The organism is Streptomyces sp. NPDC025806, from assembly GCF_055558275.1.
This window is the reverse complement of sequence record NZ_JBVHMU010000001.1, coordinates 692313-710734: the sequence shown is the minus strand read 5'-3', so window position 1 is coordinate 710734 and position 18422 is coordinate 692313. Positions and strand designations below refer to the sequence as shown.

At 73.1% G+C, this 18422-nt stretch carries 17 protein-coding genes and 1 pseudogene; 11 read left to right on the top strand and 7 right to left on the bottom strand.

What is annotated here, in order from left to right; genetic code table 11:
* Positions 1-86: 86 nt before the first annotated feature.
* From ACZ4E1_RS03225 to ACZ4E1_RS03215, 3 genes are read left to right on the top strand one after another with little or no spacing between them, the layout of a single operon-like run.
* Positions 87-2162, top strand: a complete 2076-nt coding sequence (locus tag ACZ4E1_RS03225; protein WP_467535264.1) for a putative cobaltochelatase — start codon at positions 87-89, stop codon at positions 2160-2162.
* Positions 2162-2761, top strand: coding sequence for a cob(I)yrinic acid a,c-diamide adenosyltransferase (gene cobO / locus ACZ4E1_RS03220; RefSeq protein ID WP_188339646.1), 600 nt, complete (start codon positions 2162-2164; stop codon positions 2759-2761). Before ACZ4E1_RS03225 ends, cobO begins: the two co-directional genes overlap by 1 nt.
* A complete protein-coding gene (locus ACZ4E1_RS03215) occupies positions 2758-4140 on the top strand; it encodes a cobyrinate a,c-diamide synthase (protein ID WP_467535262.1) in 1383 nt (460 codons plus the stop codon). Before cobO ends, ACZ4E1_RS03215 begins: the two co-directional genes overlap by 4 nt.
* 2 nt (positions 4141-4142) lie before the next feature.
* Here the strand turns inward: ACZ4E1_RS03215 and ACZ4E1_RS03210 are convergent, their stop codons facing one another.
* Positions 4143-4874 carry a ZIP family metal transporter gene (locus ACZ4E1_RS03210; RefSeq protein WP_467535261.1) on the bottom strand — a complete coding sequence of 244 codons (732 nt, stop codon included), beginning with the start codon at positions 4872-4874 and terminating at the stop codon, positions 4143-4145.
* Between the two features lie 60 nt (positions 4875-4934).
* On the opposite strand from ACZ4E1_RS03210, the gene ACZ4E1_RS03205 reads away from it, so the two are divergent.
* The 3 genes and pseudogenes from ACZ4E1_RS03205 (at position 4935) to cobC (ending at position 6788) form a co-directional block, all read left to right on the top strand.
* Positions 4935-5315 (top strand): cobalamin biosynthesis protein, encoded by a 381-nt coding sequence (locus ACZ4E1_RS03205; protein WP_467535260.1) that lies wholly within the window; start codon positions 4935-4937, stop codon positions 5313-5315.
* Positions 5316-5354: 39 nt separating this feature from the next.
* Positions 5355-5648 (top strand): annotated as a pseudogene (locus ACZ4E1_RS03200) (CbiX/SirB N-terminal domain-containing protein); the annotation flags it as partial.
* A 57-nt stretch (positions 5649-5705) separates the two neighbouring features.
* Positions 5706-6788 (top strand): Rv2231c family pyridoxal phosphate-dependent protein CobC, encoded by a 1083-nt coding sequence (gene cobC, locus ACZ4E1_RS03195; protein WP_467535428.1) that lies wholly within the window; start codon positions 5706-5708, stop codon positions 6786-6788.
* A gap of 247 nt (positions 6789-7035) precedes the next feature.
* On the opposite strand, the gene ACZ4E1_RS03190 is transcribed toward cobC, so the two are convergent.
* Positions 7036-7962 (bottom strand): SCO1860 family LAETG-anchored protein, encoded by a 927-nt coding sequence (locus ACZ4E1_RS03190; protein WP_467535258.1) that lies wholly within the window; start codon positions 7960-7962, stop codon positions 7036-7038.
* Positions 7963-8275: 313 nt separating this feature from the next.
* Positions 8276-9370 carry an amidohydrolase family protein gene (locus ACZ4E1_RS03185; protein WP_467535256.1) on the bottom strand — a complete coding sequence of 365 codons (1095 nt, stop codon included), beginning with the start codon at positions 9368-9370 and terminating at the stop codon, positions 8276-8278.
* Positions 9371-9449: 79 nt separating this feature from the next.
* On the opposite strand from ACZ4E1_RS03185, the gene ACZ4E1_RS03180 reads away from it, so the two are divergent.
* The 5 genes from ACZ4E1_RS03180 to thpD all read left to right on the top strand — a co-directional run bounded on the left by ACZ4E1_RS03180 (position 9450) and on the right by thpD (position 14122).
* Positions 9450-10550 (top strand): pyridoxal-phosphate-dependent aminotransferase family protein, encoded by a 1101-nt coding sequence (locus tag ACZ4E1_RS03180; RefSeq protein WP_467535255.1) that lies wholly within the window; start codon positions 9450-9452, stop codon positions 10548-10550.
* Positions 10551-10930: 380 nt separating this feature from the next.
* Positions 10931-11437, top strand: coding sequence for a diaminobutyrate acetyltransferase (ectA, locus tag ACZ4E1_RS03175; protein WP_467535253.1), 507 nt, complete (start codon positions 10931-10933; stop codon positions 11435-11437).
* Between the two features lie 59 nt (positions 11438-11496).
* Positions 11497-12768, top strand: coding sequence for a diaminobutyrate--2-oxoglutarate transaminase (gene ectB / locus ACZ4E1_RS03170; RefSeq protein WP_467535250.1), 1272 nt, complete (start codon positions 11497-11499; stop codon positions 12766-12768).
* Positions 12769-12806: 38 nt separating this feature from the next.
* Entirely contained in the window at positions 12807-13211 is a 405-nt protein-coding gene (locus ACZ4E1_RS03165) for an ectoine synthase (protein ID WP_188339637.1), read from the top strand.
* Positions 13212-13216: 5 nt separating this feature from the next.
* Entirely contained in the window at positions 13217-14122 is a 906-nt protein-coding gene (thpD, locus tag ACZ4E1_RS03160) for an ectoine hydroxylase (RefSeq protein ID WP_467535249.1), read from the top strand.
* A 72-nt stretch (positions 14123-14194) separates the two neighbouring features.
* On the opposite strand, the gene ACZ4E1_RS03155 is transcribed toward thpD, so the two are convergent.
* The 4 genes from ACZ4E1_RS03155 to ACZ4E1_RS03140 all read right to left on the bottom strand — a co-directional run bounded on the left by ACZ4E1_RS03155 (position 14195) and on the right by ACZ4E1_RS03140 (position 18343).
* Positions 14195-15277, bottom strand: a complete 1083-nt coding sequence (locus tag ACZ4E1_RS03155; protein WP_467535247.1) for an aminotransferase class V-fold PLP-dependent enzyme — start codon at positions 15275-15277, stop codon at positions 14195-14197.
* 82 nt (positions 15278-15359) lie between these two features.
* Positions 15360-16082 carry a DsbA family oxidoreductase gene (locus ACZ4E1_RS03150; protein ID WP_467535245.1) on the bottom strand — a complete coding sequence of 241 codons (723 nt, stop codon included), beginning with the start codon at positions 16080-16082 and terminating at the stop codon, positions 15360-15362.
* Positions 16083-16196: 114 nt separating this feature from the next.
* On the bottom strand, positions 16197-16808 hold the full coding sequence (locus ACZ4E1_RS03145) for a DUF1349 domain-containing protein (RefSeq protein ID WP_467535243.1): 612 nt from the start codon (positions 16806-16808) through the stop codon (positions 16197-16199).
* A 5-nt stretch (positions 16809-16813) separates the two neighbouring features.
* Positions 16814-18343 carry an aldehyde dehydrogenase (NADP(+)) gene (locus ACZ4E1_RS03140; protein ID WP_467535241.1) on the bottom strand — a complete coding sequence of 510 codons (1530 nt, stop codon included), beginning with the start codon at positions 18341-18343 and terminating at the stop codon, positions 16814-16816.
* Positions 18344-18422 lie beyond the last annotated feature (79 nt).

Below are 18422 nucleotides of genomic sequence, written 5' to 3'. Positions count from 1 at the left end.
TTGGCCGTACGTGCGGACCGTGCGTGGTTGCTCGCGCCGTTCCCCGCGCCCCTGCCGGGGCGCATCTACCCGGAGGAGTTCATCCGATGAGCAACCCGTATCCGTTCAGCGCCGTCGTCGGGCAGGACGACCTGCGGCTGGCCCTCCTGCTGAACGCCGTGTCGCCGGCCGTCGGCGGTGTGCTCGTGCGGGGCGAGAAGGGAACCGCCAAGTCGACCGCCGTACGGGCGCTCTCGGCGCTGATGCCGGATGTCCCGGTGGTCTCCGGATGCCGGTTCTCCTGCGACCCGGCGGCGCCCGATCCGCAGTGCCCCGACGGACCCCACGCGGACGTCGAAGCGGCTGAACGGGCGGCGCGCATGGTCGAGTTGCCGGTCGGGGCCTCCGAGGACCGGCTCGTCGGCGCGCTCGACATCGAGCGGGCGCTCGCGGAGGGCGTGAAGGCCTTCGAGCCGGGCCTGCTCGCGGACGCGCACCGCGGCATCCTGTACGTCGACGAGGTCAACCTCCTCCACGACCACCTCGTGGACCTGCTCCTCGACGCCGCCGCGATGGGCGCCTCGTACGTCGAGCGCGAGGGTGTCTCCGTGCGGCACGCCGCGCGGTTCCTCCTCGTGGGGACGATGAACCCCGAAGAGGGCGAGCTGCGGCCGCAGTTGCTCGACCGGTTCGGGCTGACCGTGGAGGTCGCCGCGTCCCGGGAGCCCGCGCAGCGCGTCGAGGTCGTCAAGCGGCGCCTCGCCTACGACGACGACCCCGAGGCTTTCGTCGGCCGCTGGGCCGGCGAGGAGGCCGACGTGCGGGCGCGGATCGTCGCGGCCCGTGCCCTGCTGCCTCAGGTGCGCCTCGGCGACCAGGCGCTGACCCAGATCGCCGCGACCTGCGCCGCGTTCGAGGTGGACGGCATGCGGGCCGACATCGTGATGGCCCGCACCGCGACGGCGCTGGCCGCGTGGGCGGGGCGCACGGAGGTGCTCGCGGAGGACGTGCGGCAGGCCGCGCTGCTCGCGCTGCCGCACCGCAGGCGCCGTAACCCGTTCGACGCCCCGGGCCTCGACGAGGACAAGCTCGACGAGACGCTGGAGGAGTTCGGCCCGGACGAGGAGCCGCAGGACGAGCCGGACCCGGAGCCCGACGGCGACGGTGACGGTCCCGACGGTGGGGGCCCGGACGGCGGCGGGGGCGGCGTGCCGCCGCAGGCCGGCGGGCCGGACGCGGGGCAGTCGCAGGAGGCGCCCCGGGAGCCCGAGGAGAGCCGGGAGTCCGAGGAGCCCGGCGACGCGCAGGTGCCGGCCGGGGCCGGGCGCGAGCAGCGCGCGGTGAGCGCCGGCGAGCCGTTCCGTACGAAGATGCTGAGCGTGCCGGGTCTGGGCGACGGAGCGGCCGGGCGGCGCTCGCGGGCCCGTACCGAGCACGGCCGCACGACGGGGTCGACGCGACCGCGCGGGGCGCTCACGAAGCTGCATCTGGCGGCGACCGTGCACGCGGCGGCGCCGCATCAGCGGGCGCGCGGGCGCAGCGGTCCGGGGCTCGTGGTGCGCCGGGACGATCTGCGGCAGGCGACGCGCGAGGGCCGCGAGGGCAACCTCGTGCTGTTCGTCGTGGACGCGTCCGGGTCGATGGCGGCGCGGCAGCGCATGGGCGCGGTGAAGGGCGCGGTGCTCTCGCTGCTGCTCGACGCGTACCAGCGGCGCGACAAGGTGGGCCTGGTGACGTTCCGGGGCACGGGCGCGGAGGTGGCGCTGCCGCCGACGTCGAGCGTGGACGCGGCGGCGGCCCGCCTGGAGTCGCTGCCGACCGGCGGGCGCACTCCGCTGGCGGCCGGGCTGCTGAAGGCGCACGAGGTGCTGCGCGTGGAGCGGCTGCGCGATCCGGCGCGGCGCCCGCTGATGGTCGTCGTGACGGACGGCCGGGCGACGGGCGGTCCGGAGCCGGTGCGGCTCGCGGAGCGCGCGGCCGGGCTGCACGCGGTGGAGGGCACGGCGTCGGTGGTCGTGGACTGCGAGAGCGGCATGGTGCGGCTCGGGCTCGCCGGCCAGTTGGCGACGCGGCTCGGCGGGACTGCCGTGACGCTGGACGAGCTGCGGGCGGACTCGATCGCCGGGCTGGTCAAGGACGTACAGGGAACCCAGGGGATCAACAGCATCAGGAGGGCCGCGTAATGCCGCAGGGACAGCCGAGTGTGGTGCCGGACGACGGACTGACGACGCGTCAGCGGCGCAACCGGCCGCTGGTGTTCGTGCACACGGGCGTCGGCAAGGGCAAGTCGACGGCCGCGTTCGGGCTCGCGCTGCGGGCCTGGAACCAGGGCTGGCCGATCGGGGTGTTCCAGTTCGTCAAGTCGGCGAAGTGGAAGGTCGGCGAGGAGAACGCGCTGAAGGTGCTGGGCGCCTCCGGCGAGGGCGGCACCGTCGACTGGCACAAGATGGGCGAGGGCTGGTCCTGGGTCCAGCGCGACAGCCAGGCCGACAACGAGGAGAAGGCCCGCGAGGGCTGGGAGCAGGTCAAGCGGGACCTGGCCGCCGAGACGTACAAGCTGTACGTGCTCGACGAGTTCGCGTACCCGCTGCACTGGGGCTGGATCGACGTGGACGAGGTGGTGCAGGTGCTGCGCGACCGTCCGGGCACCCAGCACGTCGTGATCACGGGCCGCAACGCGCCGGAGAAGTTGGTGGAGTTCGCGGACCTGGTGACCGACATGTCGAAGGTGAAGCACCCGATGGACACGGGCCAGAAGGGCCAGCGGGGCATCGAGTGGTGACGGCCTCCGTCTCGGTGCCGCGGCTCGTCGTCGCCGCGCCCGCGTCCGGGACCGGGAAGACGACGGTCGCGACCGGTCTGATGGCGGCGTTCGCCGAGCGGGGCCTCGCCGTGTCCCCGCACAAGGTGGGCCCCGACTACATCGACCCGGGCTACCACGCGCTCGCGACGGGCCGCCCGGGCCGCAACCTCGACGCGTACATGTGCGGGCCCGAGCTGGTCGCGCCGCTGTTCGCGCACGGGGCGCAGGGCTGTGAACTGGCCGTCGTGGAAGGCGTGATGGGCCTGTTCGACGGGGTGTCCGGCGAGGGTGAGCTGGCGTCGACGGCGCACGTCGCCAAGCTGCTCAAGGCGCCCGTCGTGCTGGTGGTCGACGCGTCGTCGCAGTCGCGTTCGGTGGCGGCGCTGGTGCACGGCTTCGCGTCGTTCGACCCGCAGGTCAGGCTCGCGGGCGTGATCCTCAACAAGGTGGGCTCGGACCGCCACGAGGCGCTGCTGCGGGAGGCTCTGGAGGAGGTCGGCGTCCCGGTCTACGGCGCCCTGCGCCGCACCCCGCAGGTCGCCACCCCGTCCCGCCACCTGGGCCTGGTCCCGGTGGCGGAACGCAGCACCGAGGCGGTGGACTCCGTACGGGCGTCGGCGGCGATGGTGCGGGAGGGCTGCGACCTGGAGGGCCTGCTGGCCCTGGCGCGGACGGCCCCGCCGCTGTCGACGCAGGCGTGGAGCGCGGCCGGCCCGCAGTCGCCGACCGTCGCGGCGGCGGGCGTACCGCCCACGAAGCCGGTCGTGGCGGTGGCGGCCGGCGCGGCCTTCACCTTCTCCTACGCCGAGCACACGGAACTCCTCACGGCGGCCGGCGCCGAGGTCACCCCCTTCGACCCGCTCCACGACGAGTCCCTCCCGGAGGGCACGGCCGGCCTCGTCATCGGCGGCGGCTTCCCGGAGGTCTACGCCCCCGAGCTCTCCGCGAACGAGCGACTCCGCAAGGCCGTGGCGGAGCTGGCCGCGTCCGGCGCCCCCGTGGTCGCCGAGTGCGCGGGCCTGCTCTACCTGTCCCGCTCGCTCGACGACAAGCCGATGTGCGGCGTCCTGGACGCGCACGCCCGGATGTCCCCGCGGCTCACCCTGGGCTACCGGGACGCGGTCGCCGTGTCGGACAGCGTCCTGGCGCCGGCCGGGGCGCGGATGCGCGGCCACGAGTTCCACCGCACCGTCCTCGAACCGGGCGCGGGGCCCGCGCCCGCGTGGGGCATGCGGCTGCCGCAGCCCCGCGTCGAGGGTTTCGTGCAGGGCGGCGTGCACGCCAGCTATCTGCACACGCACTGGGCGGGCCGCCCGGACGTCGCGCGGCGCCTGGTCGAGCGGTGCGCGACGCCGTGAGCTCAGCCCGCGAGGCCGACCACGAGCCAGATGAACCCCGCGCCCAGCGCCGTGCACAGCAGGGTGGAGCGCGCGGGGTGCTCGTGGTGGGCCTCGGGGAGGATCTCGGCGGCGGCGAGATAGAGCAGGACGCCGCCGAAGAAGCCGAGATAGCCGCCGAGCAGTTGCTCCGGAATGGTGAACAGGAGCGTGGAGGCGGCGCCGACGACCGGCGCGAACGCGTCGGCGAACAGCATCATGACGGCCTTGCGGCGGGCGTTCCCGTACAGGCTGGTGATCGTGTACGTGTTGAAGCCGTCGGCGAAGTCGTGGGCGATGACGGCGAGGGCGACGGCGAGGCCCATTCCGCCGCCGATCTGGAACGCGGCGCCGATGGCCATGCCGTCCATCAGGCTGTGTCCGACCATCGCGGACGCGGCGGTGAGTCCGACCTCGGGGGCCCGGGCTCGGCCGTCCTCCTCGGCTCCGTGGGCCGCCTGCCGGTGGGCGAGGAGGTGCTCCAGGACGTGCGCGGCCAGGAAGCCGCCGACGAACAGGAGCAGGGCCGCCGGGACGCCGAACACGTCGCCGCCCAGCGCGTCCAGGGCCTCGGGCAGCAGGTCGAGTCCGACCACGCCGAGCATGAGTCCACCCGCGAGACCGAGCACCAGGTGGCGCCGGTCGGTGACCCGTTGCGCGGTCCAGCCGCCGACCAGGGTCATGAGAAAGGCGCCGAGCGCCACGAACACCGCCATGGGCCTTTGCTAACCCATCCGACCCCCGCGCCGCACACCGGGGGGTGTTCCGGTCGTGTCGTGGTGGGGGTCGGGGCCCGCTCCGGGGCCTCGGCGGACGAGGTTCTCGCGCTGGTCGGGGCGGTGCTCGCGGAGGCGGGCGTGGCCCGGGAGCGGGTGCGGGCGCTGGCGACCGTCACGGCCAAGGGGCGTGAACCGGGTCTGCTGGGGGCCGCCGAGGCGCTGGGCGTGCCGCTGGAGACCTACGACGCGGAGCGCCTCGCGACGGTCCCGGTGCCGCACCCTTCGGCGCGGGTCCGCTCCGCGACGGGCACGCCGTCGGTCGCGGAGGCCGCCGCGCTGACCGGGGGCGGTGTGCTGCTCGTGCCGAAACGGGCGTCACGCGGCCCGGACGGCGGCCCCGGCCGCGTGACCTGCGCCGTGGCCGTCCAGGCCGACTGACCGACTTCCTCTCCTCCTCTCCCTCTCAAGGAGCCCGCCGTGCAGACCCCCTCCCCCGCCCTGCTCGCCGCTCTCGCGCGACGGCTCGACGACGTCCTGGACGCTGCGGCCCGGGCCGAGGTGACGGTGCTGCTCGTGGGCGACGGCGCGGCGGACCCCCTGGCGCGCGCCGAACTCGCGGCGTGCGCCCGCCTGTTGTGGGACGAGGGCGGATACGAGGAGGTGGTGCCGGCGTTCCGCACGGGCGCCGCCCCCTCGATCGTGGCGGCGCTCGACCGCGCGCGGGCGCTGGGTGCCCGGCACATCGCGGTCCTGCCGTACGGGCCGCTGCCCGAGGAGGAGTTCGGTGAGCGCGTGGCGGCCTGGGCGGCGGCCCACCCGGAGGTGACGGTGCGCCGTGCCCCGGACGTCGCTGACGCCACGGTCGAGGACGGGCCCGATCTGCGGCATCACGGGGACGCCGAGGTGCGGGACGACGGCGAGAAGCTCACGGATCTGGCGGTGAACGTGCGGACCGGCACGCCGCCGGTGTGGCTGCGGGAGCGGATCGGCGCGGCCCTGGAGGGGCTCGCGGCGTATCCGGACGGGCGGGCGGCGCGGGCCGCCGTGGCGCGGCTGCACGGGGTGCCCGTGGAGCGGGTGCTGCTGACGGCCGGTGCGGCGGAGGCGTTCGTGCTGCTCGCGCGGGCGCTGCGGGTGCGGCGGCCGGTGGTCGTGCATCCGCAGTTCACCGAGCCGGAGGCGGCCCTTGAGGACGCGGGGCATGTGGTGCGGCGGGTGCTGCTGCGGGAGGAGGACGGGTTCCGGCTCGACCCGGCGCTCGTGCCCGAGGACGCGGATCTGGTCGTCGTCGGCAATCCCACCAACCCGACGTCCGTGCTGCATCCGGCCGGGGTGCTCGCCGCGCTGGCCCGGCCCGGGCGCGTGCTCGTGGTGGACGAGGCGTTCATGGACGCGGTGCCGGGTGAGCGGGAGGCACTGGCGGGCCGCACGGATGTGCCCGGCCTCGTGGTGCTGCGGAGCCTGACGAAGACGTGGGGGCTGGCGGGGCTGCGGATCGGGTACGTCGTGGCGGCGCCGGAGATCGTGGCGGAGCTGGAGCGGGCGCAGCCCTTGTGGCCGGTGTCCTCGCCGGCGCTGGTCGCTGCGCTGGGCTGTGTGTCGGAGCGGGGGGTGCGCGAGGCGCGGGACGCTGCGGTGGCCGTCGCCGGTGACCGGGAGTATCTCGTGGGGCGGCTGCGGGAGTTGGGCGGGTTCGGGGTGTCCGTCGTGGGGACGGCGGAGGGGCCGTTCGTACTGGTCCGGGTGCCGGGCGCTGCCGCTGTTCGGGGAGCGCTGCGGGAGGTGGGGATCGCGGTGCGGCGGGGTGACACGTTTCCCGGGCTCGGGGAGGACTGGATCCGGGTGGCGGTGCGGGACCGATCCACGACCGACACCCTTGTCTCCGCCCTGGGCCGGATCCTCGCGCCGTAGCTCCGCCGGTCTCGTCGCCGGGTGCCGCGCCGTCGTGGCTGGTCGCGCAGTTCCCCGCGCCCCTGGAGATGCGCACTTCGTGCGCGATCTCCATAGGGGGCGGTGCCCCATCGGGGAAATGCGGCGCGAAGCGCCTACATTTCAGGGGCGCGGGGAACTGCGCGAGAAGCCCCACCGGCCCGCAGCCCGCGACACCACGCGCGTGGCAACGGCGAACTGCGGGCCGGCCCCCCGGGGACCGTTACGACTAGGCGCGGCTGCGCCCCCGGCGGGCCATGCCCACCGCACCGGCCCCGGCGATGAGCAGAGCGATCGCCCCGCCCGCCACGTACGGCGTCATCGAACTGCCCCCCGTCTCCGCGAGGTCAGCCTCCTTCTCCGGCTTCTGCGCGGCCGCGACGGGCCGTTCCCCCTTCTCGGCCTGCGGCTTCACATCGGCGGGCTTCGGCGCGGCCACGGCCTTGGGGGTCTCGCAGGTCGCCCCGGCGAGGGTCACCTCGCCCTCGACCTCGGCCACGTTGAGCTTCAACGGGTTGACGGAGACCTTGAGATGCAGCGCGGAGGCCGCCGCGGTCGTGGAGGTCGTGGACTTCTCGGAGAGGGTGAGGGAGACCTCGCCGACCCCGGGCACCTTGACCTCCGTCGTCCCTCCGGTGGTCAGCGTGACCTTCTTGCCGAGGACGGTGACGGCCCCGAGCAGGTTCGACTCGGCGACGGGTGCCTGGCCCGCGACGCAGCGGGCCTTGGAGGTGACCTCGTCGACCTCGATGAGGGAGAGCAGCGGCAGGCCGGGGACGTGGACCTTGGCGTGGGCGAGCTGGGTGAAGCCCTCGGCGGTGCCGTCGGCGACGGTGGCCCTCGCCTTGGCGACGTCGGCGCGCAGGACGCTGAAGGGCTGCCCCTTGTCCACCCCGTCCAGGTTCACGGTGAGGGCGGTCTTGTCGGCGCTGGCGGGCGCCTGCACCTCGTTGAGCGAGACCTTGAGCGGGACGTTCACGGTCTTGTTGAGCAGGGAGACGTCCAGGCCGGTGCGGAGCACGACGGCGGAGGCCATGCCGCCGCGGTCGCCGGTGGCGGCGGCCGGGCCCGCGCCCGCGAGGAGGACGGGCCCCGCGGCGAGCGCGGTGGCGACGGCGGTCGCGGCGAGGCGGCGGAACGTAGTGGTGCTGGACATGCTGGTGGGACCCCCAGGACGGCGATAAGAGAAACGACGTGACGCGCGAGGTCGACGGCGTGCCGTCGGGGTGGGCGCACAGGGACAGGGCGCGGCACCGCCGACGGCGTCGACCGGTCATCGGTGAGGGAATCTTTACGCACTGAGAGTGAACGGGCCACCACCTGAAGTGAGTTCACTCCAAAGGGGGGTTTCCGTGCAGGTGCTCGATTTCAGGGGGTTCGTCTGTTCGCCGGGGTCACCCGGACAGGGGGTGACCCCGGGGCGGACGCGGGGTGCGTAACGAGTACGCACCGGCGCGCGTCACGCCTCGTCAACCGACGACGTTGCCCCGCAGCACGATCCGGCGCGGCGCGGCGAGCGCGGTCACGTCGGCCCGCGGGTCCGTGCCGTACACGACGAGGTCGGCCGGGGCGCCCTCGTCGAGGCCCGGGCGGCCGAGCCAGCTGCGGGCGTTCCAGGCGGTCGCGCCGAGGGCGTCCACGGCGGGGAGACCGGCCTTGACGAGTTCGGCGACCTCGCCGGCGACGAGGCCGTGCGCGAGGGAGCCGCCGGCGTCGGTGCCGACGAACACCGGGATGCCGGCGTCGTAGGCGTTGCGCACGGTGTCGTAGCGGTTGGCGTGGAGCCGTCGCATGTGGGCGGACCAGCGGGGGAACTTCTGCTCGCCGCCCGCCGCGAGGTCCGGGAACGTGGCGATGTTGACGAGCGTGGGGACGATCGCGACGCCTCGCTCGGCGAACAGCGGGATCAGGTCGTCGGTGAGGCCGGTGGCGTGCTCGATGCAGTCGATGCCGGCCTCGACGAGGTCGCGCAGCGAGTTCTCGGCGAAGCAGTGGGCGGTGACCCGGGCGCCGAGCCGGTGGGCCTCCGCGATGCCCGCCTCGACGGCCTCGCGCGGCCAGCAGGGGGTGAGGTCGCCCGCGTCCCGGTCGATCCAGTCGCCGACGAGCTTGACCCAGCCGTCGCCGCGCCGGGCCTCCTGGGCGACGTAGGCGACGAGGTCCTCGGGCTCGATCTCGTGGGCGTAGTTGCGGATGTAGCGGCGGGTGCGGGCGATGTGGCGGCCGGCGCGGACGATCCGGGGCAGGTCCTCGCGGTCGTCGATCCAACGGGTGTCGGAGGGCGAGCCGGCGTCGCGCAGCAGCAGGGTGCCGGCGTCGCGGTCGGTGAGGGCCTGCTTCTCGGCGGTCTCGGCGGGCACCGGCCCGTGCGTGTCCAGGCCGACGTGGCAGTGGGCGTCGACGAGGCCGGGCAGGGTCCAGCCCTCCACGCTGGTCACGTCGAGGCCCGCGGAGACGGGCCGGTCGTACGTGATCCGGCCGTCGACCACCCACAGTTCGTCGCGTACGTCGTCGGGTCCGGCCAGGACCCGGCCCTTCACATGGAGCACCGCGCCATCACTCATGGCCCCAGCCTATGAGGGGGCCGGTTACGCTCGTCAGCGGCATCACCGCCGAACCCGTGAGCGAAGAGAGAGCACCACCGTGACGCACCCGTTTCTCGATCTGGCCCCGCTGAGCGCCGCGCACTTCGCCTCCGTCGAGGACCGCGTGGCCCGGCTCATGGACACCGCGCAGGACGTCGTGATCATGCAGGGCGAGGCGCTGCTGCCACTGGAGGGCGCGATCCGCGCCGCCGCGGGCCCGGGCACCGTCGCCCTGAACGTGATCACCGGCCCGTACGGGCAGACCTTCGGCGACTGGCTGCGCGACTGCGGCGCGACCGTGCACGACCTGGCGGTGCCGTTCCACACGGCGGTCACCGCGGAGCAGGTCCGGCAGGCCTTCGCCGAGCACCCCGAGATCGACTTCGTGTCGCTGGTGCACGCGGAGGCGGCGACCGGCAACACGAACCCGGTCGCGGAGATCGGCGAGGTCGTACGGGAGCACGGCGCGCTGTTCTACCTGGACGCGGTCGCCTCGATCGCCGCGGAGCCGGTGCTGCCGGACGCCTGGGGCGTGGACCTGTGCGTGATCGGCGCGCAGAAGGCGATGGGCGGCCCGGCGGGCGTCTCGGCCGTGTCGGTGAGCGCCCGCGCCTGGGAGCGGATGGCCGCCAACCCGCACGCGCCGCGCCACTCGTACCTGTCGCTGCTCGACTGGAAGCAGCGCTGGATCGACGGTGGCCGCAAGGCGCTGCTGCACGCTCCGGCGCAGCTGGAGATGCTGGCCCTGGAGGCCTGTGTGGAGCGGATCGAGAGCGAGGGCCTGGACGCGCTGATGGCCCGTCACGCGAGCGCGGCGGCGGCGACCCGGGCCGGGACGCTGGCGCTGGGCGGCGGCCTGGAGCCGTACGTGCACGAGGCGCGGGACGCGGCGCCGGTGGCCACGACGCTGCGCGCGCCGGCCGGTACGGACGCGCGGGACCTGGTGGCGAAGGCGCTGGCGGCGGACCCGGTGCTGCCGCTGGTGGCGGGCGGTGGCGCGCTGGCCGCGGAGATGATCCGGGTCAACCACTACGGGCCGCAGGCCACGCGCGGTGTCGTGCAGTCCTCGCTGGCCGCGCTGGGCGGTGCGCTCGCGGAGGCCGGGATCGAGGTCGACCTGGAGGCGGCGCGCAAGGCCGTCGCGGCGGCCTGGGAGTAGTCGCGGCCCGCGCGCACGCGCACAGGGGCGCCGTCCTTTTCGGACGGCGCCTTTCTTATTTTCCCCACACATTCGGGGGCATCATTTCCCTATTATTTATCAGAGCAGCTTCCCGTACTGCTTCTGCCCGCTTTCCCGCGACGTAAACACTAAGATTTCAACAACGGGATCCTGCGGAATTCGGGCGGGTTCCGGAGGCGTTACGCACCTGTGACGCACTCCACATCGACGGCGTTATGCACCTTTCGCACCGCGCAAATGCCGACATTCCGCCGAAGTCTCACGCGCGTACCCACCCGCGCGCGATAACACAGATCAGAGGCGTACGTAACCCCTGCCCCGGATGCAATCCCAAAAATTGCTCGGTAAATTCAATTCGCATGACCGCCGTACAAGCGCATTTCCAGCTCGACCATCCCGGAGTGGCCGACGGCGCCGCGATCTGGCGTATCGCTCGTGACTCCAAGGTCCTCGACCTCAACTCCTCGTACAGCTATCTGCTCTGGTGCCGGGACTTCGCCGGCACCTCCGTGGTGGCGCGCGACGAGACCGGTGAGGTCGCCGGGTTCGTGACCGGTTACTTCCGTCCCGAGCGTCCGGAGACCCTCGTGGTCTGGCAGGTCGCCGTGGACCACGGCCACCGCGGGCACGGTCTGGCCGGGGCGCTGCTCGACGGCCTGACCGCGAAGGTCAGAGACTCGGGACGGCAGGTCACGACCGTCGAGACCACCATCACCCCGGACAACACGGCGTCCCAGGCGCTGTTCCTGTCCTACGCGCGCCGGCACGGCGCCGGAGTGGAGCGCCAGGTCCTGTTCGACGCGGGCCTGTTCCCCGACGACGGGCACCTGCCCGAGGAGCTGTACCGCATCGGGCCGCTGGCCTGAGCACGGCCCCGCCACCCGACGACCCCCCGCAACTTCCCTCCCTCAGAGGAGCTTTCGCTGTGACCATCACCCAGCCGGACCTGAGCGTCTTCGAGACCCTTGAGTCGGAGGTGCGCAGCTACTGCCGCGGCTGGCCCACCGTCTTCGACCGGGCCCAGGGCAGCCGCATGTACGACGAGGACGGCCACGCGTACCTGGACTTCTTCGCGGGCGCCGGCTCGCTCAACTACGGGCACAACAACCCCGTGCTGAAACGCGCCCTGATCGACTACATCGAGCGGGACGGCGTCACCCACGGGCTCGACATGTCGACCTCGGCCAAGCGCAACTTCCTGGAGACGTTCCAGAACGTCATCCTGCGCCCGCGCGACCTGCCGTACAAGGTCATGTTCCCGGGCCCGACGGGCACCAACGCCGTCGAGTCCGCGCTGAAGCTGGCCCGCAAGGTCAAGGGCCGCGAGTCGATCGTGTCGTTCACGAACGCCTTCCACGGCATGTCGCTCGGCTCGCTGGCCGTCACCGGCAACGCGTTCAAGCGGGCCGGCGCCGGCATCCCGCTGGTGCACGGCACCCCGATGCCGTTCGACAACTACCTGGACGGGCAGACCCCGGACTTCATCTGGTTCGAGCGCCTCCTGGAGGACTCCGGCTCGGGTCTGAACACGCCCGCCGCCGTGATCGTCGAGACGGTGCAGGGCGAGGGCGGCATCAACGTCGCCCGCGCCGAGTGGCTGCGCAAGCTCGCCGACGTGTGCGAGCGCTGGGACATGCTGCTCATCGTCGACGACATCCAGATGGGCTGCGGCCGCACCGGCGCCTTCTTCTCCTTCGAGGAGGCGGGCATCACGCCGGACATCGTGACCGTGTCCAAGTCCATCAGCGGGTACGGGCTCCCCATGTCCCTGTGCCTGTTCAAGCCGGAGCTCGACATCTGGGAGCCGGGCGAGCACAACGGCACGTTCCGCGGCAACAACCCCGCGTTCGTGACGGCCGCCGCCGCCCTGGAGACGTACTGGACCGACGGTCCGGCCATGGAGAAGCAGACCCTGGCCCGCGGCGAGCAGATCGAGGAGACCCTCGCCGCGCTGCGCGCCGAGTACTCCGACGACATCGTCGAGTACCGCGGCCGCGGCCTGGTCTGGGGCTTCGAGTTCCGCGACAAGGAGCGGGCCAACAAGGTCGCCCGGCGCGCCTTCGAGCTCGGCCTGCTCATCGAGACCTCCGGCCCCGAGGGCGAGGTCGTCAAGCTGCTTCCGGCGCTGACGATCACGCCCGAGGAGCTGGACGAAGGTCTGCGCACGCTCACCCGGGCTGTGCGCGAGACCGCCTGAGAAGTTCCACGCACCACGAGGAAAGGCAGCAACTCACCGTGATTGTCCGTTCGTTCAAGGAGATCGAGAACACCGACCGGCACGTGAAGTCGGCGTCCGGCACCTGGGAGAGCAAGCGCATCGTCCTCGCCAAGGAGAAGGTCGGCTTCTCCCTGCACGAGACGATCCTCTACGCGGGCACCGAGACCGACATGTGGTACGCCAACCACATCGAAGCGGTGCTGTGCGTGGAGGGCGAGGCCGAGCTCGAGAACCGGGAGACCGGCGAGAAGCACTGGATCGAGCCGGGCACGATGTACCTCCTGAACGGCCACGAGCGCCACACGCTTCGGCCCAAGACCGACTTCCGCTGCGTGTGCGTGTTCAACCCTCCCGTGACCGGACGGGAGGACCATGACGAGAACGGTGTCTACCCGCTGCTGACCGAGCCCGAGGAGGTCTGATCCCGATGACCGTGCTGAACTCCGCCCCTGGCGTCGCCGACCTGTACCCGACCCGCGGGAAGACGGAGGTGGCGACTCCCCGGGTCGACCCCGTCGTCTGGTCGGAGCCCGGCGCGCGCGGTCCGATCCGCCAGTCGGACCTGGCGGGCTTCGAGCGCGACGGCTTCCTCGCCATCGACGAGCTGATCGGCCCGGACGAGATCGGGGTCTACCAGGCCGAGCTGGAGCGGCTGGTCAACGACCCGGCGATCAAGGCCGACGAGCGCTCGATCGTGGAGAAGGCCTCGCAGAAGGTGCGGTCGGTCTTCGAGGTCCACAGGATCAGTGAGGTGTTCGCCCGGCTGGTCCACGACGAGCGCGTCGTGGGCCGGGCCCGGCAGATCCTCGGCTCGGACGTCTACGTCCACCAGTCGCGGATCAACGTGAAGCCCGGCTTCGGCGCGAGCGGCTTCTACTGGCACTCGGACTTCGAGACCTGGCACGCCGAGGACGGGCTGCCGAACATGCGGACGGTGTCCGTCTCCCTCGCCCTGACGGAGAACTACGACACCAACGGCGGGCTCATGATCATGCCCGGCTCGCACAAGACGTTCCTGGGCTGCGCCGGCGAGACGCCCAAGGACAACTACAAGCGGTCCCTGCAGATGCAGGACGCGGGCACCCCGTCCGACGAGGCGCTGACCTCGCTGGCCGACGAGTACGGCATCCGGCTGTTCACCGGGAAGGCCGGCTCGGCGACCTGGTTCGACTGCAACGCGATGCACGGCTCCGGCGACAACATCACGCCGTACCCGCGCTCGAACGTCTTCATCGTGTTCAACAGCGTGGAGAACACGGCAGTGGAGCCCTTCGCGGCCCCCGTCCGCCGCCCCGAGTTCATCGGAGCCCGGGACTTCACGCCGGTGAAGTAAGTCTTCTGTGGTCCTGCGGTGACGGGGCGGGGCGGGGCCTTCGGGCCCCGCCCCGCTCCGTGCTGCTGTGGCTCAGGCCAGGGCGTGCAGGAGGCGGTCCACGTCGTCCTGCGTGTTGTAGAGGTGGAAGGACGCGCGCAGGTTGCCGGCGCGGTTGGAGACCTCGATGCCCTGCGTGCGCAGCTCCGGCTGGCGGGCGCCCAGTCCGGGCACGGACACGATGGGCGAGCCGGGGGCGGGGATCGGGGCGAGGCCCCGCTCGGCGAGCCCGGCCCGGAAGCGCTCGGCGAGGGCCAGGTCGTGGGCGTACACCGCGTCGGGGCCCAGTTCCTCGATCAGTTCGAGGGAGCGGCGGGCTCCGGTGTACGAGATGAGGCCCGGTGTCTCGTCGAACCGGCGGGCGGAAAGGGCCAGTTCGGTGACCGGGCCGTAGCAGCTGTCCCAGGGCCGCTCCCCCGCGACCCAGCCGCCGAACACCGGGCGCAGCGCGGCGAAGCCCTCCGGGTCGGCGGGGCCGATGAAGAACGTCGCGCCGCGCGGGCAGGTGAGCCACTTGAACGCGACGGACGTGACGTAGTCCGCGTGCGGGGCGTGCTCGGTGAGCGGGTACCAGCCGGCGGCCTGCGAGGCGTCCACGTAGAGCCGGGCGCCGTGGGCGCGGGTCGCCTCCCGCAGGGCCTTCACGTCAGCGACGCGGCCGTCGGCGGACTGGGCGGCGCTGACCGCGACGAGCGCGGTGCCGGGGCGCACGGACTCGACGAGCGCCTCCAGGGGCACGGTGCGGACCTTGAGGTCCGGGCGCACGTGGAACGGGTTGATCGTGGAGCTGAACTCGCCCTCGGCGGTGAGGACTTCGGCGCCGTCGGGGAGCGAGGCGGCGATCAGGCCGGTGTAGACGGCCACGGAGTTGCCGGTCGCGACGCGCTCCACGGGGACGCCGGCCAGCCGGGCGAACGCGGCGCGCGCGTCCTCCACGTCGGTGAACAGGTCGTCGATGGAGCCGCCCTCGGCCATCACGGTGATCGCGTCGCGCATCGCGGCGGTGGCCCGGGCCGGGAGGAGGCCCGAGCTCGCCGTGTTCAGGTAGGTGGTGGCCGGGGTGTACTCGGCGCGGACCAGGCCGGCGTCGAGCGGGGGCACAGCGGAAGTCTCCATGCGTCCACTGTGCCCCGCCGCCAACTACCCGTCCATTGCGGATGTTTGAGCAGTACCTCTAAGAGGCGCTTATCAGTGCAGGTCAGGCCTGGGGCACGGCGCAGCCGTCGGGGCCGCAGACGTCGCCGTCGGCGCTGTCCGCGGTCTCGATGACGGTGAGCGGCGAGCGGGCGGTCCAGGCCTGGGTGAGGGCCTGCGTGAAGACCTCGGCGGGCTGGGCGCCGGAGACGCCGAACTTGCGGTCGAGCACGAAGAACGGGACACCGGTCGCGCCGAGCGCGGCGGCCTCCTGCTCGTCGGCGCGGACCGCGTCGGCGTAGGCCTCGGGGTCGGCGAGGACGCCGCGGACCTCGGTCTCGTCGAGGCCGGCGTCGACGGCGAGCTTCACGACGTGCTCCTCGTCGGCGAAGACGGACGCGTCCTCGGCGAAGTTGCCGCGGTAGAGGGCGTCGATCATCGCGTCCTGGAGGCCGCGCTCGTGGGCCAGGTGGAGGAGGCGGTGCAGGTCGAAGCTGTTGCCGTAGTCGCGGCCCTCGGTGAGGTAGGGCAGACCGAGCGCGCCGGCCTGCTGGCCGAGGCCCTTCTCGTTGGCGGCGGCCTGGGCCTCGCTGATGCCGTACTTCTCGGCGATGTGCGGGACGACGAGGCCGGTGAAGTCCTTCTTCACCGTCGGGTCGAGCTCGAAGGACCGGTGGACGACCTCGACCTCGGCCTTGTGCGGAAAGGCGTCGAGTGCCTGCTCGAACCGGGCCTTGCCGATGTAGCAGAACGGGCAGTTGATGTCGGTCCAGATCTCGACGCGCATGAGGTTCTCTCGCTCCAGTGTCGTACGCAGCAGGGGGTGCCCTGCGCCCCCGTACAACGACACTCGGTGCCACGAACATTCCCGGCCCGCCCGGCGGGCCCCCGGACGGGCGGGTCAGGAACCGTCACGCAGGCCGTTGGGCCAGGTGGGGCGGTACTCGACGTGGTCGTAGGTGACGACGCAGCCCTCGCCGACCGGGGACTGGGCGAGGAAGCCGACCAGGGCCGCGCCCGCCGTCTTCTCGTCACCCAGCGTGAAGATCCGGACGAAGGTCCAGGTGGTCCCGTCGGTCGAGGCGTGGAAGGCGAACGCGGCGCCGGTCCGGCTGATCCGGAGCCACACGGAGCGGCCCGCCACCACGAAGGCGTTCGCGTCGTCGGAGTGCCCCCGGGTGACGACCGTGCAGATCGTGGGCTCGTCCGGGGAGCGCTCGAAGCACAGCTTGGCCCACTCCCGGTCGCCGACGTGGAGGTAGAGCACCCCTGCGTCGAAGGCCGCCTCGAACCCGACCGTGACCCGCGCGATCAGCTGGAAGTCCCCCTCCGGCGCCGCCCCCAGCAGGCGCGGCGCGTCGGAGGCGGGCTCCAGGGAGTCCCCCGTGGGCGGCACGAACCGGTCCTGCCGGGGCCCGGCCCACCCCGTGAGCGTCCCGTCCTCGTACGACCAGTTGCCGTCGGGGCCGTAGCTGCGCAGCGGAAAGGGCAGTTCGGGGAGTCGCAGTTCCATGCCGGTCAGTGTTCCAGGCGGCCGTTGTAGCGGCGCGGCAGCCCCAGCGGATTGCCGTCCCGCAGCTCGGGCGGCAGCAGCGCCTCGGGCGTCGTCTGGTAGGCGACCGGCCGCAGCCAGCGCTCGATCGCGGTGCCGCCGACCGAGGTGGAGGTGGAGGTGGTCGCCGGGTACGGCCCGCCGTGGTGCTGGGCGGGCGCGACGGCGACGCCGGTCGGCCAGCCGTTGACGAGGACGCGGCCCGCGAGCGGCGTGAGCTCGGCAAGGAGCTCGGCGCCCCGGCCCTCACCGGCGGCCTCCCCCTCGGACAGCTGGAGGGTGGCGGAGAGGTTGCCGGGCAGCCGGGACAGGACCGCCGTCACCTCGTCCGCCGAGCCGTATCGGGCGACGACGGTGACCGGCCCGAAGCACTCTTCGAGGAGCAGGTCGTGCGGCCCGTCCTCGGCGAGCCGCGCGGCCGGCACCGTGAGGAACCCGGGCGCCACCGTGTGGTCGCTGCCCGCGCCCGGCGTGACCGGCGCTTCGACCTCGGGCAGTTCCGCTCGCGCGGCGACCCCGGCGACGAAGTTGTCCCGCATGCGGTGGTCGAGCAGGACCCCGGCCTCGGTGTCGCTGACGGCGGCGGTGAGCGTCTTGACCAGGGCGTCTCCGGCCTCGCCGCGCGGCGCGAAGACGAGCCCCGGCTTCACGCAGAACTGCCCGACGCCCAGCGTCATGGATCCGGCGAGCCCCGTACCGATCGCCTCGGCGCGCTCGGCGGCCGCCGCCTCGGTGATCACAACGGGGTTGAGCGAGCCGAGCTCGCCGTGGAACGGGATCGGCACCGGCCGGGCCGCCGCCGCGTCGAACAGGGCCCGCCCGCCGCGTACGGAACCGGTGAAGCCGGCGGCGGTCACGAGCGGGTGCCGGACCAGGTCGAGTCCGGCCTCGAAGCCGTGGACCAGGCCGAGGACGCCCTCGGGGATGCCGTGCAGGGCGGCGGCGCGGCGGATCGTGGCCGCGACGAGCTCGGAGGTGGCGGGGTGGTCGGGGTGCGCCTTGACGACGACCGGGCAGCCCGCGGCGAGCGCGCTCGCGGTGTCGCCGCCGGGGACGGAGAAGGCGAAGGGGAAGTTCGAGGCCGCGTAGACGGCGACGACGCCCAGCGGGATCTTGTAGCGGCGCAGGTCCGGGACGGGCGGGGTGGCCGTGGCGTCCGGGTGGTCGATGACCACGTCGAGGAAGGCGCCCTCGTCGACGATGTCGGCGAAGGCCCGCAACTGGTAGCAGGTGCGGGCGAGTTCCCCGGTGAGCCGGACGGGGCCGAGGGCGGTCTCCGCGTCGGCGGCCTCCACGAGGTGTTCCTCGGAGGCCGCGAGCAGCTCGGCGGCGGAGCGCAGGAACGCGGCGCGGACGGTGCGGTCGGCGAGCGCGGTGCGGGCCGCGTGGGCGGCGTGGACCGCCTGATCCACCTCCTGCGGTGTCGCCTCGACGGCAACCTGCTCCCGCTGCTTCCCGGTTCGGGGGTCGACACTCCAGACTGGTGCTGCTGCCACCGCGGATCCTTCCAGCTTTTCTCGAAGCTCACCGGGCGGGCCAGGAGCGCTGTTCGATATACTGAACACTGTCTCTCAA